The 18,030-nt window shown below is 74.2% G+C and carries 15 protein-coding genes and 1 pseudogene; 13 read left to right on the top strand and 3 right to left on the bottom strand.

What is annotated here, in order from left to right; all coding sequences use genetic code 11:
* Nucleotides 1–47 precede the first annotated feature (47 nt).
* Nucleotides 48–860, bottom strand: coding sequence for a CAP domain-containing protein (locus ACI783_RS02565; RefSeq protein WP_457138998.1), 813 nt, complete (start codon nucleotides 858–860; stop codon nucleotides 48–50).
* 204 nt (nucleotides 861–1,064) lie between these two features.
* On the opposite strand from ACI783_RS02565, the gene ACI783_RS02560 reads away from it, so the two are divergent.
* The gene (locus ACI783_RS02560) at nucleotides 1,065–2,387 is read left to right on the top strand and encodes a hemolysin family protein (RefSeq protein WP_457138997.1); all 1,323 of its coding nucleotides are present in this window, start codon (nucleotides 1,065–1,067) and stop codon (nucleotides 2,385–2,387) included.
* On the opposite strand, the gene galE is transcribed toward ACI783_RS02560, so the two are convergent.
* Nucleotides 2,380–3,336 carry a UDP-glucose 4-epimerase GalE gene (galE, locus tag ACI783_RS02555; RefSeq protein WP_457138996.1) on the bottom strand — a complete coding sequence of 319 codons (957 nt, stop codon included), beginning with the start codon at nucleotides 3,334–3,336 and terminating at the stop codon, nucleotides 2,380–2,382. The two genes, ACI783_RS02560 and galE, sit on opposite strands and share 8 nt — an antisense overlap.
* A 73-nt stretch (nucleotides 3,337–3,409) precedes the next feature.
* Here galE and hisC point away from each other — a divergent pair, with 73 nt between their 5' ends.
* The 4 genes and pseudogenes from hisC to ACI783_RS02535 all read left to right on the top strand — a co-directional run.
* Nucleotides 3,410–4,534 (top strand): histidinol-phosphate transaminase, encoded by a 1,125-nt coding sequence (gene hisC / locus ACI783_RS02550; RefSeq protein ID WP_457138995.1) that lies wholly within the window; start codon nucleotides 3,410–3,412, stop codon nucleotides 4,532–4,534.
* Between the two features lie 27 nt (nucleotides 4,535–4,561).
* Complete coding sequence (gene trpS / locus ACI783_RS02545) at nucleotides 4,562–5,590, top strand: tryptophan--tRNA ligase (RefSeq protein ID WP_457138994.1); 1,029 nt, start codon at nucleotides 4,562–4,564, stop codon at nucleotides 5,588–5,590.
* On the top strand, nucleotides 5,587–6,183 hold the full coding sequence (locus ACI783_RS02540; protein ID WP_457138993.1) for a 2'-5' RNA ligase family protein: 597 nt from the start codon (nucleotides 5,587–5,589) through the stop codon (nucleotides 6,181–6,183). The genes trpS and ACI783_RS02540 overlap by 4 nt, the downstream gene beginning before the upstream one ends.
* Nucleotides 6,083–7,168, top strand: a pseudogene (locus ACI783_RS02535) (YihY/virulence factor BrkB family protein); the annotation flags it as partial. The gene ACI783_RS02540 and the pseudogene ACI783_RS02535, both read left to right, overlap by 101 nt.
* A gap of 58 nt (nucleotides 7,169–7,226) precedes the next feature.
* On the opposite strand, the gene ACI783_RS02530 reads toward ACI783_RS02535, so the two are convergent.
* A complete protein-coding gene (locus ACI783_RS02530) occupies nucleotides 7,227–8,735 on the bottom strand; it encodes a D-alanyl-D-alanine carboxypeptidase family protein (RefSeq protein ID WP_457138992.1) in 1,509 nt (502 codons plus the stop codon).
* Between the two features lie 278 nt (nucleotides 8,736–9,013).
* Here ACI783_RS02530 and ACI783_RS02525 point away from each other — a divergent pair, with 278 nt between their 5' ends.
* The 8 genes from ACI783_RS02525 to ACI783_RS02490 all read left to right on the top strand — a co-directional run bounded on the left by ACI783_RS02525 (nucleotide 9,014) and on the right by ACI783_RS02490 (nucleotide 17,951).
* The gene (locus ACI783_RS02525; RefSeq protein ID WP_457139059.1) at nucleotides 9,014–10,072 is read left to right on the top strand and encodes a BMP family lipoprotein; all 1,059 of its coding nucleotides are present in this window, start codon (nucleotides 9,014–9,016) and stop codon (nucleotides 10,070–10,072) included.
* A gap of 199 nt (nucleotides 10,073–10,271) precedes the next feature.
* Entirely contained in the window at nucleotides 10,272–11,810 is a 1,539-nt protein-coding gene (locus ACI783_RS02520) for an ABC transporter ATP-binding protein (RefSeq protein ID WP_457138991.1), read from the top strand.
* The gene (locus ACI783_RS02515; protein WP_457138990.1) at nucleotides 11,807–13,048 is read left to right on the top strand and encodes an ABC transporter permease; all 1,242 of its coding nucleotides are present in this window, start codon (nucleotides 11,807–11,809) and stop codon (nucleotides 13,046–13,048) included. The genes ACI783_RS02520 and ACI783_RS02515 overlap by 4 nt, the downstream gene beginning before the upstream one ends.
* Before the next feature lie 79 nt (nucleotides 13,049–13,127).
* Complete coding sequence (locus ACI783_RS02510; protein ID WP_457138989.1) at nucleotides 13,128–14,402, top strand: ABC transporter permease; 1,275 nt, start codon at nucleotides 13,128–13,130, stop codon at nucleotides 14,400–14,402.
* The gene (locus ACI783_RS02505) at nucleotides 14,402–14,836 is read left to right on the top strand and encodes a cytidine deaminase (protein ID WP_457138988.1); all 435 of its coding nucleotides are present in this window, start codon (nucleotides 14,402–14,404) and stop codon (nucleotides 14,834–14,836) included. Before ACI783_RS02510 ends, ACI783_RS02505 begins: the two co-directional genes overlap by 1 nt.
* The gene (locus ACI783_RS02500; protein ID WP_457138987.1) at nucleotides 14,833–16,113 is read left to right on the top strand and encodes a thymidine phosphorylase; all 1,281 of its coding nucleotides are present in this window, start codon (nucleotides 14,833–14,835) and stop codon (nucleotides 16,111–16,113) included. The genes ACI783_RS02505 and ACI783_RS02500 overlap by 4 nt, the downstream gene beginning before the upstream one ends.
* A gap of 117 nt (nucleotides 16,114–16,230) precedes the next feature.
* Entirely contained in the window at nucleotides 16,231–17,139 is a 909-nt protein-coding gene (locus ACI783_RS02495) for an ABC transporter ATP-binding protein (RefSeq protein WP_457138986.1), read from the top strand.
* On the top strand, nucleotides 17,136–17,951 hold the full coding sequence (locus tag ACI783_RS02490) for an ABC transporter permease (protein WP_457138985.1): 816 nt from the start codon (nucleotides 17,136–17,138) through the stop codon (nucleotides 17,949–17,951). The genes ACI783_RS02495 and ACI783_RS02490 overlap by 4 nt, the downstream gene beginning before the upstream one ends.
* The last annotated feature ends 79 nt before the right edge of the window (nucleotides 17,952–18,030 follow it).

The raw sequence follows: 18,030 nt of genomic DNA, 5'->3' as shown, positions 1-18,030 counted from the left end.
CCTCGGGGACGGCGAAGGCCCCGGAGTGCCGAGGTGATCACGGGGCATCAGGCGCCGAAGAGCTGGGTCCACCACGGACCGCCGGTGCCCTGGGCCACGCCGACGCCCAGGGTGCCCAGGTCGCAGTTCAGGATGTTCGCCCGGTGGCCGGGGCTGCCCATCCAGGCGGCCATCACCGCAGCGGCGTCCGGCTGCCCGTAGGCGATGTTCTCCGCCCGTGCGTGCTCGATGCCGGCCGCGCGGGCCCGGGCGAACGGGTCGCGGCCGTCGGGGTCGACGTGGGAGAAGAAGTCCCGGTCGCGCATGTCCGCGCTGTGCGCGCGGGCCACCGCTGCGAGCTCCCCGTCGGCGACCACGGCCGAGCAGCCGGCTGCCGCGCGCTCGGCGTTGACCAGGTCGAGCACCTGCTGCTCCGGGCCGGCGCCGGCCGCCGCCACCGGGCCGGACGGCGGGGTGGGCACCCGCGCCGGTTCCGGTTCGGGTTCGGGTTCAGGGGAAGGCGCGGGGGGAGCCGTGGACGTGGCCGGTCCGGGGGCGGTGACCTCCGCCTCGGGTGCGGAGCGCGTCTCCGACTCGGCGGCCGGGGGAGCGGGGGTCCCGGGGACGGCGGTCCCCGGCTGCGGTGCGGCGCCGTCGGGGAGGTCGGCGGCGGTGCCGGGTGCCGGGGAGGTCGGCGGCTGTGGCTGCGGGGCCTGGGCGGCGGTCTCGGCCAGCTGGGTGCGGACCACGCCGTGCACGACGGTGGCCGTGGAGGCGATCAGCACCAGCACGGCGGCCAGCAGCAGCGGCGCCCAGAGCGACCGGGAGAGGGCGGCGTCCAGACGGCGCAGCGCGGACGGGCGTGGCGGGTGGGAAGGCACGGCTCGTCCTCAGCAGCGGATCGCGGACGTCACTCGACCGAGGGTAGCCGGAAGCGGACAGTCACCAGCGTGCCCGCGGAGGGAACACCCGGGGGAGCGGGCGGGTTCGACGGCACGGACCCCGTGGCGGGTCCGGCCGCTACCGTGGTCCGCTGACGCCGGCAGAGCGCTGCCGAGCACCGCATCTGGAGGAACACGCCGCTCGTGAGCGACGTCTGGCTCAACATCGTCATGGTCCTGGCCTTCATCCTGGTCGGCGGGGCCTTCGCAGGGGCGGAGATCGCCCTGGTCTCGCTGCGTGACTCCCAGGTGCGTGCGCTGGCCGACACCGGCCGCCGCGGGCAGGCGCTGCAGAAGCTGCTCGGCGACCCGAACCGCTTCCTCGCCGCGGTGCAGGTCGGGGTCACCCTGGCCGGCTTCTTCTCGGCTGCCTTCGGGGCCAGCACGCTGTCCGGGCCGCTCGCCGACCTCCTGGTCGACCGGGGCCTCCAGGCCAGGGTGGCCGACCCACTGGCCTTCGTGCTGGTCACCATCGCGATCAGCTACCTGTCGCTGGTCGTCGGTGAGCTGACCCCCAAGCGGCTGGCACTGCAGCGTGCCGAGGGGTTCTCCCTCGTCGTCGCCGCGCCGCTCAACGCCATCGCCAAGCTCTTCCGGCCGGTCATCTGGCTGCTGTCCAAGAGCACCGACCTGCTCGTCCGGCTGCTCGGCGGTGACCCGAAGGTCAGCGGTGAGTCGATCAGCCAGGAGGAGCTGCGCGACCTGGTGGCGGCGCACGAGTCGCTCTCCAGCGACGAGCGGCGGCTCATCGACGAGGTGTTCCGCGCCGGCGACCGGGAGGTGCGCGAGGTCATGACCCCGCGCACCGAGGTGCACTTCCTGGACGGGTCGACGACCGCGAGCCGGGCGGCCAAGCAGGTCGCCGACTCCAGCTGGTCGCGCTACCCGGTGGTCGGCCGGGGGGAGGACGACGTCATCGGCTTCGTGCACGTCCGCGACCTGTTCCTGCCCACCCACCCCGCCGGGCGGGCGGCGACCGTTGCCGACCTGGCCCGGGAGGTCAAGCAGCTCCCCGGGACGGCGAAGGTGCTCAACGCGATGTCGGAGATGCGCCGGGAGAACCGGCACTTCGCGATCGTCGTCGACGAGTACGGCGGCACCGACGGCATCGTCACCCTGGAGGACCTCATCGAGGAGGTCATCGGGGACATCTACGACGAGTACGACGCCGACGTCGCCGCGGAGGACGCCGAGCCCGGCGGTGGCCCGCAGGAGCTCGACGGGCTGCTGAACCTCGACGACTTCGCCGAGGCCACCGGCCTCGAGCTGCCCGAGGGGCCCTACGAGACGGTCGCCGGCTACCTGCTGGCGGCGCTGGGCCGGCTGCCGGTGGTGGGCGACGTCGTCGCGGTCGAGGGCCGCACGCTGACCGTGCTGGAGCTGGACGGACGGCGGATCGCCCGCATCGAGGTCAGCCCCGCGCCGGACCCGGCAGACGAGACCCCCGCCGAGGCGAGCGCTAGCTGAGGTCCTTCGTGAACTCCCAGGCGTCGCGCACGATCTTCCGCAGGTCGGTGTGCACCGGCCGCCAGCCCAGGTCGTCGTGGATCCGGGCGGAGCTGGCCACCAGGCGGGCCGGGTCGCCGGCCCGGCGCGGACCGACGACGACGGGCAGGTCGTGCCCGGTCACCTCGCGGACGGCGTCGACCATCTCCTGCACGGAGAACCCGCTGCCGCTGCCCAGGTTGTAGACCCGGTGCTCACCGGGCGCGGGCGCCGGCAGGGCCAGCAGGTGCGCGGCGGCGAGGTCCTGGACGTGCACGTAGTCGCGGATGCAGGTGCCGTCGGGGGTCGGGTAGTCGTCGCCGTAGACGGTGAGCGACTCGCGGGTGCCCGAGGCGACCTGCAGGGCGATCGGGATCAGGTGCGTCTCGGTGGCGTGCCGCTCGCCCCGGCCGTACGCGGCGCCGCCCACGTTGAAGTACCGCAGGCTCACCGCGGCGAAGTCGTACGCCACCGCGTAGCTGGTGAGCATCGTGTCGACGGCGAGCTTGCTGGCGCCGTAGGTGTTGGTCGGCCGGGTGGGCGCGCTCTCCGGGATGGGCACCTCCTCGGGCTCCCCGTAGGTGGCCGCGGTGGAGGAGAAGACGATCCGGCGGCAGTCGGCGGCGCGCATCGCCTCCAGCAGCGCCAGCGATCCGCCGACGTTGTTCTCCCAGTACAGCTCCGGAGCCTGCTGGCTCTCGCCGACCAGGCTCTTCGCCGCGAAGTGCAGCACTGCGTCGGGGCGCACCTCGGCGAGCACGGGCGCGGAGTCGTGCAGCGAGGCCTGCACCAGGCGCGCGCCGTCGGGGACGGCGTCCTCGTGCCCGGTCGAGAGGTCGTCGAGCACCGTGACCTCGTGGCCCTCGGCCAGCAGAGCCGCGGTGACTACGCTGCCGATGTACCCGGCTCCGCCGGTGACGAGAACGCGCATGCCCGGGAGCCTAGACACGCGCACGCCGGGAAGCCTGGACAGGTGCGCCCCCCGCACCGGTAGGAGGAGCCCCGTGGTCAGCGCACGTCCCGCGGTCGCCGCGATGCCGGCCTACCGGCCCGGCCGCAACCCCGCCGACCTGGCCCGGGAGATCGGCGTGCCGCGCGCGGTGAAGCTGGCCAGCAACGAGGTGGCCTTCCCGCCGCTGCCGGCCGTCGTCGAGGCGATCGCGGCGACGGCGGGGGAGACCAACCGCTACCCCGACAACGGCGCGACCGTGCTCACCGCGGCGCTGGCGGAGCGGTACGGCGTCAGCCCCGGTCAGGTGGCCACCGGCTGCGGCGCGGTCACCCTGCTGCAGCAGCTGGCCCAGGCGTACAACGACCCGGGCACCGGCATCGCGTTCGCGTGGCGGTCGTTCGAGATGTACCCGCTGCTGGCCCAGGTGGCCGGCGCTCGCACCCAGCAGGTGCCGCTGGTGCCCGGCGCGCCGGGCGGCGCCGCCGACACCCACGACCTCGAGGCGCTGGCCGCCGTGGTCGACGAGCGCACCCGGCTGGTGTTCGTCTGCAACCCGAACAACCCCACCGGGACGGCGGTGCGCCGGGCGGAGCTGGAGCGGTTCCTCGACGCGGTCCCCGAGACGGCGCTGGTGGTGGTCGACGAGGCCTACCGGGAGTTCGTCACCGACCCCGGAGTGCCCGACGGCGTCGAGCTGATGCGCGGGCGGCCCAACGTCGCGGTGCTGCGCACCTTCTCCAAGGCATGGGGCCTGGCCGGGCTGCGGGTGGGCTACCTGCTGGCCGAGGACCCGGCCGTCGCCGACGCGGTGCGCCGCACCCACGTGCCGTTCAGCGTCTCCAGCCTCGCGCAGGCCGCGGCGGTCGCCGCCCTGGCGAGCGAGGGCGAGGTGCGGCAGCGGTGCGCCGCCGTCGTCGCCGAGCGCGACCGGCTGACCGCAGCGTTGCGCGAGCGGGGCCTGCCGGTCGCCGACAGCCAGGCCAACTTCGTCTGGCTGCCGCTGGGCGAGCGCACCGCGGAGGTCGCCGCTGCCCTGGAGGCGCGGGCGGTGATCACCCGGCCGTTCCCCGGCGAGGGGCTGCGCGTGACGGTCGGGACGGCGGAGGAGGACGACGTCCTCCTCGGCGCGCTGGACGCCGTCCTGACCAGCACCGGGGCTGCGGACGCGGACACCTGACCGCACACCGGTGGGGCGCGTGGTTCGATGAGGGACGTGCCTGCTCCCCGCGTGCTGTCCGGCATCCAGCCGACGGCTGACTCGTTCCACCTCGGCAACTACCTGGGTGCGCTGCGGCAGTGGGTGGCCCTGCAGGACGACCACGACGCCTTCTACTGCGTCGTCGACCTGCACGCGATCACCGCGGAGCAGCCCGACCCGGCGGTGCTGCGCCGGCGCACGCTGGTCTCCGCCGCGCAGCTGATCGCGCTGGGCGTCGACCCGGCGCGCAGCACGCTGTTCGTGCAGAGCCACGTGCCCGAGCACGCCCAGCTCGCCTGGGTGCTCCAGTGCCTGACCGGGTTCGGCGAGGCCAGCCGGATGACCCAGTTCAAGGACAAGAGCACCCGCGAGGGCGCCGGGACGACGTCGGTCGGGCTGTTCACCTACCCGGTGCTGCAGGCCGCCGACATCCTGCTCTACCGGGCCGCCCGCGTTCCGGTCGGTGAGGACCAGCGGCAGCACCTGGAGCTGACCCGCGACCTGGCCACCCGGTTCAACGGCCGGTACGGCGACACGTTCGTGCTCCCCGAGGCCTACGTGCCGCCGGGGGCGGCCAAGGTGCTGGACCTGCAGTCGCCGGACAAGAAGATGAGCAAGAGCCTGCCGCCGGCCGGCTGCGTGAACCTGCTCGACGACCCGAAGGCGACGGCGAAGAAGATCCGCTCGGCGGTCACCGACACCGGCCGCGAGATCGTCGCCGACCCGGTGGAGAAGCCGGGCGTGACCAACCTGCTGGCCATCCACTCGGCGCTGTCCGGGCAGACCGTGGCCCAGCTCGAGGAGCACTTCGCCGGTCGCGGCTACGGCGACCTGAAGAAGGAGCTCGCCGACGTGGTCACCGAGGCGTTCGCCCCGGTGCAGCAGCGCACCGCCGAGCTGCTGGCCGACACCGCCGAGCTGGAGCGGGTGCTGGCCGCCGGGGCCGCCCGGGCCCGCGAGGTCGCGGCCCCCACGCTGGCCGCCGTCTACGAGCGGGTGGGCTTCCTGGCCCCGGTCGGGGGCACGCCGGCGTGACCGACCGACCGCTGCGCGCCGACGACACCTTCGTGCACCGCCCCTCGGCGGAGCGCGAGGTGTCGACCGACACCGCCGTGCTGGGCGTGGTGGTGTCGATCCCGGAGCCGTGGGCGCAGCTGCTGGTCGAGTGGCGGGGCAAGTGCGGAGACCCGCAGGCGAGCCTGGTGCCGCCGCACGTCACGCTGCTCCCGCCCACCGAGGTCGCGGTGGGTGACCGCCCGGCGATCAGCGCCCACCTGGCGCAGGTCGCGGCGGCCCACCCGCCGTTCGACATGCGGCTGTCGGGCACCGGCACGTTCCGCCCCGTCTCGGAGGTCGTCTTCGTCGCCGTGGAGCGGGGCGTCGCCGACTGCGAGCTGATCGCCACCGACGTCCGCACCGGCCCGCTGGCCCGGCCGCTGGCGTTCCCGTACCACCCGCACGTGACGGTCGCGCACGACGTGCCGGGGGAGATGCTGGACCTGGCGCACGCCGGTCTGGCCGACGTGCGTGCGGACTTCCGGGTGGACTCGTTCACCGAGTTCGAGCAGCTCCCGAGCGGCGCCTGGGCTGTCGCCCGCGAGTACCCGCTCACCGGCACACCGCGCTGACCTGCGGCGCGACCGGGCCGGAACGCCTGCGGTCGACGGGCGCCGGAGTTCGCCAGACCGCACACTCGGTCCGGTGACCGAGCCCAGGACGACGCCCGACCGCGCCGACGGTCCGGCTCCGGGCAACCCGGTCACCCGGCTGGCCGCCGCCGCCCGCCGCCTGCTGCGCCGGGGCCGGAACCGGTGGCCGTGGCTGGACCACCTCGTGCACGCCGGGGGCCACTACAACCGGGTGCAGGGCGACCTGCTCGCCTCCGGCGTCACCTACTACGTCTTCCTCGCGCTGTTCCCGGTGCTGCTGCTCGTCGCCGCCGTCGCCGGGCTGGTGCTGCGGGGCAACCCGCTCCTGGAGGAGCGCATCGTCTCCGGGATCCGCGACGCGGTGCCCGGGTCGACGGGCGCGGACCTGGCCCAGCAGGCCGAGGCGGCCATCGACAGCGCCGCCACCTTCGGCCTGGTCGGCCTGCTCGTCTTCCTGGTCATCGGGCTGCGCGCGATGGACAAGCTGCGGGTCGGCATGGACGTCGTCTGGCGCGGCCAGCCCGATCCGCCGAACTTCCTCACCGACCGGGTCAGGGACGTCGCCGGCCTGCTCGGCTTCGGGGTGGCGGCGGCGCTGAGCATCGCGCTGACCACCAGCGCGACGTCGGCATCGACCCGGCTGCTGGGCCTGCTGGGCCTGGACGGCGTCCCCGGTTTCGGGGTGCTCACCGCAGCGGTGGCGATCGCGCTGGCCCTGGTCGGCGACACCCTGGTCTTCCTCTGGCTGCTGCGCGGCGTGCCGGACAACCCGTTCGGCTCGCGCCAGCTGCTGCCCGGCGCGGTGTTCGGGGCGGTCGGGTTCGAGCTGCTGAAGGTCGCCGGGAACCTCTACCTGACCGTCATCAGCGGCAACGTCACGGCGCAGACGTTCGGCGGGATCGTCGGCCTCATCGTCTGGCTGAACGTGGTCTTCCGGTTCGCCTTCTACACCGCGGCGTGGACGGCGACCATCCCGTCGATCGAGCAGGAGCGGATCGCCGCCGGGCACGTGCGGTCGGTGGTCAGCGCCCCGGATCCGGTGGCGCCGGCCGAGGCCCGTCCGGGTCGTCCGCCGGCGGTGTCGCCGGCTGTGCCCCCGGCCGTGCCTCCGGCGGCGGACCCGCGGGTGCCCCGGGTGCGGACGGCGGTGGGGCTGCTGGGGGCCGGTGCCCTGACCGGTGCTCTGGGGGTGGCGCTGGGGACCGGGTGGCTGGCCCGCCGTCGGCGGGGCCGGGGAGCCGGCTGACCGGACGGCGGGCCCGCCGGCGGCCGACGACGGTGGCGAGGACCACCAGCACCGCGGCGACGGCCAGGGCGACGGGCACGAGCGGGCTGCTCGGCTCCTGCGCCGCCGTGGGGGCGGCGGCGGTGACCGGCGGAGCCGCGACGGCCGGGGGTGAGGAGGCGGTCGGGGTGGGCCTGGCCGGGGTGGCCGACGCCGTCGGCTCGGGCTCGTCGGGGTCGACCAGCCGGCCCGGGGCGTCGACCGAGGCCGGGGTGGCGAAGCCCCAGTCGAGGAGCCGGGTCGCCTGCTCCTGCTCGTGCACCGGGCGGCGCTCGGCCTGCATCAGGCTGACCACCAGCCGGCGGCCGTCGCGCTCGGCGGCGGCGACGAAGGTGTGCCGCGCGGCGTCGGTGAAGCCGGTCTTGCCACCCAGCGCGCCCGGATAGCCCGACAGGAGCGCGTTCTGCGACTGGATCTGGAAGCCGTCGAACCCGGGCGCCGGGGGCATCTCCGCGATCCGGGTCTGCAGCACGTCGAGGGTGTAGGGGTCGGCGACCAGCTCCCGCATGAACAGGGCCAGGTCGTAGGGGGAGGACGACTGGCCGGCCACGTCCAGGCCGGACGGCGTGCCGACGACGGTGTCCGAGGCCCCCAGCCGGGCCGCGGTGGCGTTCATCGCCGCGACCGTGGCCTCGACCCCGCCGGCGGTTCGGGCCAGCGCGTTGGCCACGTCGTTGCCCGACTGCATGACCAGTGCCCGGAAGAGCAGGTCGACGGGGTACTGACCGTCGTGCACCAGCCCGACCCGGCTGCCCTCGATCGCCTCGTCCTCGACGGTGGCGACCACGACCTGGCCGGGGTCCAGCTGCGGCGCCAGGGTGAGCAGGGTCAGCGTCTTGATCGTGCTCGCCGGGTAGTAGCGGCCGTGCGGGTCACGGGCGCCGAGCACCTGACCGGTGCCGGCGTCGGCCACCAGCCAGCCGCGCGCGTCGATCCCCTCGGGCAGCGGTGGGGCGCCCTCGGCGGTGACCACCCCGCGGGTGTCCAGCCCCTCCCCGCCGACGGTGCTGCCGTCGGCGGCGCTGCCCTGCGGCGGGCCGGCCTCGTACGGCGCGGTCGGCGTGGGGGCGCCGGGGTCGACGGTGGGCCGGGCGATCTCGGCGTGGGCGGTCTCGGCGTGGGCGGTCACCGCGGGAGGGGCGAGCACCGCGACCGCGACCAGTGCGACGGCGACCAGGACACGGACGACGGCGGGCCGGACGACGGGGCCGGCGGACGGCCGGGCCGGGGACGTCGGGTGGCGCATGACGGGCACGCTAACCCGGCCGGGGCGCGGGCCGGGCTGTGGGCGCCGTCTCACCACGGCTGCGGGGTGTGTGCCCGGTGTTGCCCGTAGGCAACGATCCCATCTCTATCCGTCTCCGGGTGGCCGCACCCGCTTCACCCGCAGTTAGCGTGCCGGGGGCGTCGTCGAGCGGTCCGGTCACCCCGGCCGGGCGGGCGGCGGAGCACCGGACACCCTGGCACCGGGGCCCACCGATCCGATCGGCCGGGCCCATGAGAGAGGAGACCGTCTTGCGCCGAGTGCGTGGGATGAAGGCCGCGGCGCTGCTGCTGGCCGGCAGCATGGCCCTGGCGGCCTGCGCGAGCGACGAGACCGACAGCGGCTCGGGCGGCAGCGGCGGCAGCGGCAACGACGACCTCATGATCGGCCTGGCGTACGACACCGGCGGCCGGGGCGACAAGTCGTTCAACGACTCCGCCTACGCCGGCGTCGAGGCCGCCGTCGAGGAGCTCGGCCTGTCGATGGAGGAGAACGTCCAGACGCTGTCGCCGAACGACGACGCCTCCAACCGCGGCGAGCTGCTCACCCAGCTGGCCGAGCAGGGCTACGACCCGGTGATCGCCGTCGGCTTCAACTACGACGAGATCATCGGTGAGGTCGCCGCGGAGTTCCCGGAGACCACGTTCGCCCAGGTCGACGGCTCCAACGCCGACGGCGCCAAGGGCGACAACGTGACCGGTCTGCTGTTCGCCGAGGAGCAGGGTTCGTTCCTGGCCGGCGTGGCCGCGGCGTCGAAGACCGAGACCGACAACATCGGCTTCGTCGGCGGCGTGCAGAGCCCGCTGATCGAGAAGTTCCAGGCCGGCTACGAGGCCGGTGCCCGCGCGGTGAACCCGGACATCACCATCCAGAGCCAGTACCTGTCGCCGGCCGGTGACTTCAGCGGCTTCGGCGCCCCGGACCGCGGCTACAGCGTGGCCCAGGGCTTTTACCAGAACGGTGCGGACATCGTCTTCCACGCCGCTGGTGGCTCCGGTGAGGGCGTCTTCCAGGCCGCGGTCGAGACCGGCAACCGGGCCATCGGCGTCGACTCCGACCAGTGGCAGCTCGGCTCCCCCGAGCAGCAGGCCGTGATCATGACCTCGATGCTGAAGCGGGTCGACAACGCGGTGCAGGAGTTCATCCTGTCCTTCGCCGAGGGTGAGGTAGAGGGCGGCACCGACGTCGTCTACGACCTGGAGTCCGACGGCATCGGCCTGGCCACCTCCGGCGGCTACATCGACGACATCGCCGACGTGATCGAGGACTACCGCCAGCAGATCGTCGACGGCGAGATCACGGTCCCCACCACTCCGTGACGCGCTCGTCCTGAGCACACGGACGGCGGCGGGCTCGGGGGCGGCACACGCCCCCGGGACCCGCCGTTTTCCGTGTGTACCGTCTGCGCGTCGGACGACAGCTCCACAACGAGCAAGCCCGAGAACCACCGCCAGCCGCACGACCTGCGGCCGGCGGCCCACCCCCGCGCCACCACGCCGGTCCACCCGAGGAGTCCCGTTGACCGAGTCGGCACCGCTCGCGGTCGAGCTCCGCGGCATCACCAAGCGCTTCCCGGGCGTGGTGGCCAACTCCGACATCCAGCTGCGCGTCCGCCGCGGTGAGGTGCACGCGATCGTGGGGGAGAACGGCGCCGGCAAGTCGACGCTGATGAAGACCCTCTACGGCATGCACCGCCCCGACGAGGGCGAGATCCTCGTGGACGGCCGCCCGGTCACCTTCCGCAGCCCGGCCGACGCGATCTCCGCCGGGATCGGCATGGTCCACCAGCACTTCATGCTGGCCGACAACTTCACCGTGCTGGAGAACGTCGTCCTCGGCAGTGAGCCCACCAGGGGCGGCCGGCTCGACCGCGCCGAGGCCCGGCGCCGGATCCGGGAGATCTCCGACTCCTACGCCCTCGGGCTCGACCCGGACACCCTGGTCGAGGAGCTCGGGGTCGGCGACCGGCAGCGGGTGGAGATCGCCAAGGTGCTGTACCGCGGCGCCCGGACGCTGATCCTCGACGAGCCGACCGCGGTGCTGGTGCCGCAGGAGGTCGACGAGCTGTTCGGCAACCTCGCCGAGCTCAAGCGCGAGGGCCTCACCGTCATCTTCATCTCGCACAAGCTCGACGAGGTCCGGAAGGTCGCCGACGCGATCACCGTGATCCGCCGGGGCACGACCGTCGGGGAGGCCGACCCGCGGACGACGACGGCCCGCCAGCTCGCCGAGCTGATGGTCGGCGCCGAGCTGCCCACCGCGCAGAAGCGCGACTCGACCGTCCGGGACACCCCGGTGCTTCAGCTGCGCGGGGTCACCGTCGCCGCGCCGGGTGGCCGCCCGGCGGTGGACGACGTCTCGCTCACCGTCCGCGAGGGCGAGGTCGTGGGCATCGCCGGCGTCGAGGGCAACGGCCAGGCCGAGCTCGTCGAGGCGGTCATGGGGCTGCGGCCGCTCACCTCCGGTGCGGTGCTGCTCGGGGACGACGACATCACCGCCTGGTCGACCCGGCGGCGGCGGGAGCAGGGGCTGGGCTTCATCCCGGAGGACCGGCACCGGCAGGGGATGCTGCTGGAGGCCCCGCTGTGGGAGAACCGGATCCTCGGCCACCAGACCCGGCCGCCGGCGGTGAAGGGCCCCTTCATCGACCGCAAGGGCGCCCGCGAGGACACCGCGCGGATCATGCGCGAGTACGACGTCCGGGCACCCGGCCCGGACACCGCCGCCATGGCGCTGTCCGGCGGCAACCAGCAGAAGCTGATCGTCGGGCGGGAGATGAGCGCCCGGCCACGGCTGCTCATCGCCGCCCACCCGACCCGCGGCGTGGACGTCGGCGCCCAGTCGGTCATCTGGGAACTGCTCAAGGACGCCCGCGCGGAGGGGATGGGGATCGTGCTGGTCTCGGCGGACCTCGACGAGCTCATCGGCCTGTCGGACACGCTGCACGTCATGCTCCGCGGGCGCCTGGTGGCCACGCTGGACCCGGCCCGGCTCAGCCCGGACGAGCTCGGGAGCCACATGACCGGTGCCGGTGACCCCGCGGTGGGTGCCGCGTGAGCAGGGTCCGCCGCCTGGGCACCGCGCTGCTCGCGCCGGTGCTGGCCATCGTCGTCGCGCTGGTCATCTCCGCGCTGGTGATCGTGCTGATCGGGGAGAACCCGCTCAGCGCGCTCGAGGTCATGCTCGACTTCGGCGACTCGCCGTCCCAGCAGACCCAGGCGATGGTCGTCATCCTCAACCGCGCGATCCCGCTGTTCCTCGCCGGCCTCGCCGTCTCCGTGGCGTTCCGGATGGGGCTGTTCAACATCGGCGTCGAGGGCCAGTACCGGCTCGCCACCATCCTCGCCGCCGCGGCGGGCGCGGCGGTCGCGCTGCCGGCCCCGCTGCACGTGCTGCTGATCATCGTGGTGGCGATGCTGGTCGGTGCCTTCTGGGCCGGCATCGTCGCCGTCCTCAAGGTCACCCGGGGCGTCAGCGAGGTGATCAGCTCGATCATGCTGAACTTCATCGCGCTGGGGCTGGCGTCCTACCTGCTCACCGGGCCGCTGCGCGGCAGCGAGCCGGGCGCCTCGATCATCACCACCGCGGAGATCCCGGAGTCGGGCTGGTTCCCGTCGCTGAACGGGGTGTTCGGGGTGCTGGGGCTGGCCGAGCCGCGCTCGGAGCTGTACGGCTTCCTGCTGGTGGCGGTGGTCGCCGGGATCGTGATCGCGGTGCTGATCAAGCGCACCCGGTTCGGCTTCGACCTGCGCGCCACCGGCATCTCGCCGTCGGCCGCCACCGCCAGCGGCGTCGACGCCCGCGGCATGGTGCTGAAGACGATGCTCATCTCCGGCGCGGTCGCCGGCCTCATCGGCCTGCCCGACCTGCTGGGCAGCTCCCACCACTACGGCACCGAGTTCACCACCGGCCTGGGCTTCCTGGGCATCGCCGTCGCGCTGCTGGGGCGCAACAACCCGCTGGGCATCGCCTTCGGCGCGCTGCTCTTCGGCTTCCTGGACCGGGCCGCGATCCCGCTGCAGTTCGAGGGCATCCCGGCCTCGGTGGTGACGATCATCCAGGGCACGATCGTGCTGGCCGTCGTCGTCGCGAACGAGATCGCCCGCCGCGTCACCCGGCGCCAGGCCGAGCGCGGCGGGGACCAGGCCGCCCCGCCGACCAGCGGTGACGGCAGCACCGACGGCGGTCAGGGCCCCGGGGGCCCGCCGCCGGAACCCGGCTCCACGATCGGGACCGGCACCGGTCCCGGCGTGCGCAGCGGCGCCGCTGACGGAACCCGAGGAGGCCAGCAGTGAGCACCGCGAGGACGACGTGCGAGCGAGCATCGCAGGGAGCGCCAGCGACCGAGGAGCGGAACGAGCACGGAGTCGAGCAGTGAGCACCGCCACCACGACGTCGGCGCCGAGCCGGGGGCCGGTCACCGAGCTGCTGCTCGGCGGCGGGCGGGCGCGGCGGATCACCTGGCTGCTGGTCGGGCTGCTCGTGCTCGTCTCGGCGGTCCGCGTGATCTCCGGCGAGCAGGCGCTGACGTCGTCCTCGACGTTCTCCGCCGCGCTGCTGCTGGCCGTCCCCCTGGGCCTGGTGGCCCTCGGCGGCCTGTTCGCCGAGCGGGCCGGCGTGGTGAACATCGGCCTCGAGGGGATGATGATCCTCGGCACCTGGGGGGCCGGCTGGGCCGGCTACCAGTGGGGGTGGGCCGGCGCGCTGATCGGCGGCGCGGTCTGCGGCGCCGCCGGTGGCCTGCTGCACGCGGTCGCGACGGTCACCTTCGGGGTCGACCACGTGGTCTCCGGTGTGGCGATCAACATCCTGGCCGCCGGCGTCGTCCGGTTCCTCTCCGAGCTGCTCTACAGCGACAACCCGGCCGGTGGCGGGGTGACCCAGTCGCCGGCGCTGTCCAGCCGGCCACCGTCGTTCTCGCTGCCGGTGCTCTCCTCGGGGCCGGACCTGCTCGGTGACCTGGAGCGCCAGCACTGGTTCCTCGTCTCCGACGTCGCCGGCATCCTGCGCGGGTTCACCAGCGGCGTCGGCGTGCTCACCGTGCTCGCGGTGCTGCTGGTGCCGGCCACCTACCTGCTGCTGTGGCGCACCGCCTTCGGGCTGCGGCTGCGCTCCTGCGGGGAGAACCCGGCGGCCGCGGACTCCCTGGGCGTGCCGGTCTACCGGCTCAAGTACGTCGCCGTGGTCATCTCCGGGGCGCTCGCCGGGCTCGGCGGGGTCTTCCTGGTGTTCGTCGCCAACATCTACCGCGAGGGGCAGACCGGCGGCCGCGGCTTCATCGGCCTGGCCGCGCTGATCTTCGGCAACTGGCGGCCGGGTGGGCTGGCCGCGGGGGCGGGGCTGTTCGGGTTCTCCGACGCGCTCCAGCTGCGCAGCCCCACCGCCGTCGTCGCCCTGCTGCTGCTCATCGCCGTGCTGCTGGTCGGCGTGGCGGTCTGGCAGGCCACCCGGCGCCGGTACGTGCAGGCGGTGATCGCGGCGGCGTTCGGTGCCGCGGCGCTGGCCGGCTTCCTGACCATCGACGAGCTGCCCGAGGGCATCGTCTCCTTCACCCCGCACCTGACCACGCTGCTGGTGCTGTCGCTGGCCTCGCAACGGCTGCGCATGCCCAAGGCCGACGGGCTCGTGTACCGACGAGGAGAGCACTGATGGACGTGGACTGGGACGCGCTGCGCACCGCGGCGCGCGAGGCGATGAGGCACGCCTACGCCCCCTACTCGCGGTTCCCCGTGGGCGTGGCCGGGCTGGTCGACGACGGCCGGGTGGTCACCGGCTGCAACGTGGAGAACGCCTCGTACGGCCTGGGGCTGTGCGCCGAGTGCGGCATGGTCAGCGACCTGGCCCGGACCGGTGGCGGCCGGCTGGTCGCCGTCGCCTGCGTCGGTGGTGACGGGCAGCCGCTGATGCCCTGCGGGCGCTGCCGGCAGCTGCTGTGGGAGCACGGGGGGCGCGACATGCTCCTCGAGACCGTGTCGCTGGGCATCGTGCCGATGAGCGACGTGCTGCCCGACGCGTTCGGCCCCGACGACCTCACGGCTGCCGCTGAGCGGTCTGCCGACGGCGCAGCGGCGGCCTCCCGATGAGCCAGCCGTTCGACGCCGTCGACGTCATCCGGGCCAAGCGCGACGGGCAGCCCCTCACACCCGAGCAGATCCGCTGGGTGATCGGCGCCTACACCGCCGGCGACGTGGCCCACGAGCAGATGAGCGCCCTGCTGATGGCCGTGTTCTTCCAGGGCATGGCGGTCGAGGAGCTCTCCGTCTGGACGCAGGCGATGATCGACTCCGGCGTCCGGAAGGACCTCTCCGGCCTGGGCCGGCCCACCGCCGACAAGCACTCCACCGGTGGGGTGGGGGACAAGATCACCCTGCCGCTGGCGCCGCTGGTCGCCGCCTGCGGGGTGGCCGTGCCGCAGCTGTCCGGCCGGGGGCTCGGGCACACCGGCGGCACGCTGGACAAGCTGGAGTCGGTCCCCGGCTGGCGGGCCTCGCTCACCGACGCCGAGTACGAGCAGCAGCTGCGCGACGTCGGTGCGGTGATCTGCGCCGCCGGCGCCGACCTCGCCCCGGCCGACAAGGTGCTCTACGCGCTGCGCGACGTGACCGGCACCGTGGAGTCGATCCCGCTGATCGCCAGCTCGATCATGAGCAAGAAGATCGCCGAGGGCGCCGACGCGCTCGTGCTCGACGTCAAGACCGGGTCGGGCGCGTTCATGCGCGACCCCGACGACGCCCGCGCGCTGGCCCGCACGATGGTCGGCCTCGGGGAGGCCGCCGGGGTGCGCACCGTCGCCCTGGTCACCGCGATGGACCGTCCGCTGGGCCGCAGCGCCGGCAACGCCGTCGAGGTCGCCGAGTCGGTGGAGGTGCTCGCCGGGGGCGGCCCGGCCGACGTCGTCGAGCTGACCCTGGCACTGGCGCGGGAGATGCTCGCCGGGGTCGGCCGGGACGACGTCGACCCCGCCGACGTGCTCGCCGACGGTCGTGCGATGGACGCCTGGCGCCGGATGATCAGCGCGCAGGGCGGCGACCCGGACGCGCCCCTGCCGCAGCCCGCCGAGCGGCACGTGGTCACCGCGCCGGCGACCGGCACCCTGACCCGGCTGGACGCCTACGCACTCGGGGTCGCCGCCTGGCGGCTGGGCGCCGGGCGGGCGCGCAAGGAGGACCCGGTCTCGGCCGCGGCCGGCGTCGTCTGGCACGCCGGAGTGGGGGAGCAGGTGACCGCCGGTCAGCCACTGCTGGAGCTGCAGACCGACGACGCCGCCCGCATCCCGCGCGCCCTGGAAGCGCTGGAGGGCGCCGTCGGCGTCGACACCGACGACCGGCCGCTCCCGCTGCTCATCGACCGCATCTGTTGACGGACCCCCTCGCCCCCACGCCTCGCAGGCTCGGCGCGGGACCCTGCGAGGAGGCCGGGGGCGAGCCCCGGGCGGGGCCTGAACGGGCCACAGGTCGATGGAGGACACTGACGCCTCGTGCAGCAGAAGGACCTCCCCACGACCCGCACGCTCGGGGTGCCGCCCGCGGGCGTGCCGCTCGATCCCGACGCCGCCATCTCGGTGCGCGGCCTGGTCAAGCGCTACGGCGAGCGAGCGGCCGTCGACGGCCTGGACCTGGACATCCGGCGCGGCGAGATCTTCGCGCTGCTGGGCCCCAACGGGGCCGGCAAGACCACCACGGTGGAGGTGCTGGAGGGCTACCGCAGCCGCGACGGCGGCGAGGTCCGGGTGCTCGGCGTCGACCCGGCCGCCGGCGGGCGGGCGTGGAAGGGCGAGCTGGGCATCGTGCTGCAGTCCGGCGCCGGCGACAGCCAGCTGACCTGCCGTGAGCTGCTGCGCGCGCAGGCGTCCTACTACGCCGACCCGCGTGACCCCGACGAGGTGCTCGAGCTGGTCGGGCTCACCGAGAAGGCCGGCTCCCGCGGGCGCACCCTCTCCGGCGGTCAGCGCCGGCGGCTCGACGTGGCGCTCGGCATCGTCGGCCGCCCCCGGCTGCTGTTCCTCGACGAGCCGACCACCGGCTTCGACCCGGAGGCCCGCCGCCAGTTCTGGTCGCTGATCCGCTCGCTGCGCGACCTCGGCACCACGATGCTGCTCACCACCCACTACCTGGACGAGGCCGAGGAGCTGGCCGACCGGGTGGGGGTGATCGCCCACGGCCGGCTGGTCGAGGTCGCCGTCCCGGCCGAGCTCGGCGGCCGGGGCGCCGCGCCCGCCGTCGTCAGCTGGACCGAGGACGGCGCGCGCCGGGTGGCCGAGACCGCCACGCCGACGGCGTTCGTCGCCGAGCTGGCCGGCCGGTTCTCCGGCGAGGTGCCCGACCTGGCCGTCGCCCGGCCCACGCTCGAGGACGTCTACCTGAGGATGATCGGCGAACCCGCATGACCACGACCCAGGAACGCTCGTTGCCGTCGATCGGCAGCGTCTGCCGGACCCGTGCCGGGGTGGAGCTCAAGGAGTTCTTCCGGCAGCGCGAGTCCGTCGTCTTCACGCTGATGTTCCCGGTGATCCTGCTGCTGGTCTTCGGCGCGGTGCTCGACTACGACCTCGGGGCCGGGGTCAGCTTCACCCAGTACTTCATGGCCGGGGTGATCGCCGCGGGCATCCTCGGCGCCAGCCTGCAGAACATGGCGATCAGCATCGCCACCGAGCGCTCCGACGGCACGCTCAAGGGCCTGGCCGGCACCCCGATGCCCAAGAGCGCCTACTTCGTCGGCAAGGTCGTACAGGTCCTCGTCGTCACCGTGGCGATCGTGGTGATCCTGCTGGTCATCGGGGTGGCCTTCTACGACGTCGCGCTCCCCTCGGGTGCGGACTGGCTGACCTTCCTCTGGGTCGCCGGGCTCGGCTCGGCGGCGTGCACGCTGCTGGGCATCGCGGTCTCCAGCCTGGCCCGCAACGGGCGCTCCGCGTCGGCCACGGTCACCCCGATCGCGTTGGTGCTGCAGTTCATCTCCGGGGTGTTCTTCCAGTTCAGCGAGGTGCCCACCTGGCTGCAGACGATCGCCGCGGTCTTCCCGCTGAAGTGGATGGCGCAGGGGCTGCGGTCGGTGTTCCTCCCCGACGAGCTCGCCGCCGCCGAGCCGGCCGGCAGCTGGGAGCTGGGCCGGGTCGCGCTGGTGCTCGGGATCTGGTGCGTCGTCGGCCTGGTGCTGTGCGTGCGGACCTTCCGCTGGCAGGACCGGGAGAGCCGCTGACTGAGCACCCGGTTGGCCTCCCGGCCTCCGACGCGGCCAGGTGCCGTCCCGGGTGGCGCTGGGCCGTCTCCCGCGTCCA

This window comes from Modestobacter sp. SYSU DS0511 (assembly GCF_054050755.1).
The sequence above is the reverse complement of the archived record's forward strand: the minus strand, read 5'-3'. Positions and strand labels throughout refer to the sequence as shown.

Excerpts from the sequence above, each read along its gene's own strand:
- ACI783_RS02490 (WP_457138985.1), top strand. The coding sequence starts at position 17,136 with ATGACCACGACCCAGGAACGCTCGTTGCCGTCGATCGGCAGCGTCTGC.
- galE (WP_457138996.1), bottom strand. The coding sequence starts at position 3,336 with ATGCGCGTTCTCGTCACCGGCGGAGCCGGGTACATCGGCAGCGTAGTC.
- trpS (WP_457138994.1), top strand. The coding sequence starts at position 4,562 with ATGAGGGACGTGCCTGCTCCCCGCGTGCTGTCCGGCATCCAGCCGACG.
- ACI783_RS02530 (WP_457138992.1), bottom strand. The coding sequence starts at position 8,735 with ATGCGCCACCCGACGTCCCCGGCCCGGCCGTCCGCCGGCCCCGTCGTC.
- ACI783_RS02500 (WP_457138987.1), top strand. The coding sequence starts at position 14,833 with ATGAGCCAGCCGTTCGACGCCGTCGACGTCATCCGGGCCAAGCGCGAC.
- ACI783_RS02505 (WP_457138988.1), top strand. The coding sequence starts at position 14,402 with ATGGACGTGGACTGGGACGCGCTGCGCACCGCGGCGCGCGAGGCGATG.